Origin of the sequence: Nevskia sp. (genome assembly GCF_023266035.1) — a bacterium.
In the GTDB taxonomy this organism is placed as follows: Bacteria; Pseudomonadota; Gammaproteobacteria; order Nevskiales; family Nevskiaceae; genus Nevskia.
Genome location: NZ_JAHFRY010000009.1, coordinates 59,427 through 61,240, shown reverse-complemented (window position 1 = coordinate 61,240; position 1,814 = coordinate 59,427). Strand labels below are relative to the sequence as shown.

The 1,814-nt window shown below is 63.7% G+C and carries 2 protein-coding genes; both read left to right on the top strand.

Features of this window, described 5'->3' with window-relative positions:
• The coding region (locus tag Q0D45_RS02185; RefSeq protein ID WP_293387861.1) for a fatty acid desaturase at positions 1-705 on the top strand (705 nt) is incomplete at its 5' end.
• Between the two features lie 73 nt (positions 706-778).
• The coding region (locus tag Q0D45_RS02180) for a molybdopterin-dependent oxidoreductase (RefSeq protein WP_293387858.1) at positions 779-1,814 on the top strand (1,036 nt) is incomplete at its 3' end.

Genomic DNA, 1,814 nt, shown 5'->3' with positions numbered 1-1,814 from the left:
ATCGGCCACATCGTCGGTCACCACATCGACGTCTGCACGCCTGACGACGGCGACACCGCACCGCGTGGCCAGACGCTGTACTGGTTCGCATTGCACGAGCTGTATGTCAGTTTCGGCATCGGCTTCAAGCTCGAAAACAACTCGCTGAAGAAGCGGGGCCTCAGTTTCTGGAACTGGCGCAACCGGGTCTGGTCCTGGGCACTGGTGCAGGTGCTGTTTCAGACTGCGATCTACCTCGTTGGCGGCTGGCAGGGTGTGGTGCTGACCATCACCGGCATGCTCGCCGCGCGGCTGTGGATCGAGTCGTTCAACTACTTCCAGCACTACGGCCTGATCCGCGTCGAAGGTGCCAGGATCGGTAACCGTCATGTCTGGAATCACATGAGCGAGCTGTCGCGGGTGGTGTCTTTCGAGATCACCAACCACGCCGGCCATCATCAGGATTCCTACATGCCCTACAACAAGCTGGTGCCGCATCAGGATGCGATTCCGATGCCGAGCCTGTTCACCTGCTTCTTCGTGGCCTTGATTCCGCCGCTCTGGCATAACCGCATCATCAAGCCGGCGCTGAAGCGCTGGGACCTCGAATACGCGACTGCCGAAGAACGCGTCCTGGCCCGCGAGCAGAATCGCCGTGCCGGCTGGCCGGACTGGGTTGGAGAGGCCGGCAGCAACGCAGGTCTTGCCAGGACGGCTGGCTGCTGAGTGTCGACCCTGCAGCAGTAGTGCAGGTCATCACGCACCCGGAATACCGGGGCGTCGCTGGAGGAGAACCACGATGAGCCTGACGCAAGCGCCGGCCGGCGAGCTGAAAACGGTCAAGACCTTCTGCCGCATCTGCCTGTCGGTCTGCGGGCTGGAGGTCACCACCGACGGCAAGAAGGTGCATAGCATCCTGCCGGACAGGACGCATCCCTACAGCTGGCGCGACTTCTGCGCCAAGGGTGGGTCGGCGCAGAACCTGAGCGATCATCCCCGTCGACTGCTCAAGCCGATGAAGCGCGTTGGCGAGCGTTACGTGGAGTCGAGCTACGAGGAAGCGATCGCCGACATCGCCGCTAAGCTCAAGGCGATCCGCGACCGGCACGGACCGCATGCGATCGCCACCTACCTCGGCAATCCCGGCGCTCACAACCAGCCCGGCACCCTGGCGCAGAACGGCTTCATGAAAGGTCTTGGCAGCGCCAACGCCTTCTATGTCGGCTCGGTGGATACCAACAACTACCAACTGGTGATGCGCGAGATGTACGGCTCGGACATGGCCGTGCTGATCCCGGACGTCGACCACGCCAAGTGCTTCCTGTTCATCGGCATGAACCCAGCGGTCAGCAACATGGTCTGGCTGGACATCGTGCCGGACGGCTGGAACCGTGTGCTCGCGGCGCAGGCGAAAGGCGCCGACCTGATCATGGTCGATCCCCGCTCGACGCCGAGCACCCGCAAGGCCGATACCCATGTCGTGATCAAGCCGGGCCAGGACTGGGCGCTGCTGCTCGCCATCATCAAGCAGGTGTTCGAGCATGGCTGGGAGCACACGCAGGATTGTGCGGAAGCGGTCGGCATCGACGCGATTCGCGAGATCGCGGCGAGCGCGTCGCTCGACGACCTTTCCTTGCGCTGCGGGGTTGCGCTCGAGCAGATCGGTGACATCGCGCGCCGCTTCGCCACCGCCGAGACCGCGGTTTGCGTGGCGCGCACCGGCGTGTCGCAGAACCGCAACGGCACGATGGGCGAATGGCTCAGCCATGTGCTGAACCTGATCACCGGCCGGGTCGATCGCAAGGGCGGCCGCTACTTCCACCGCGGCCTGTTCA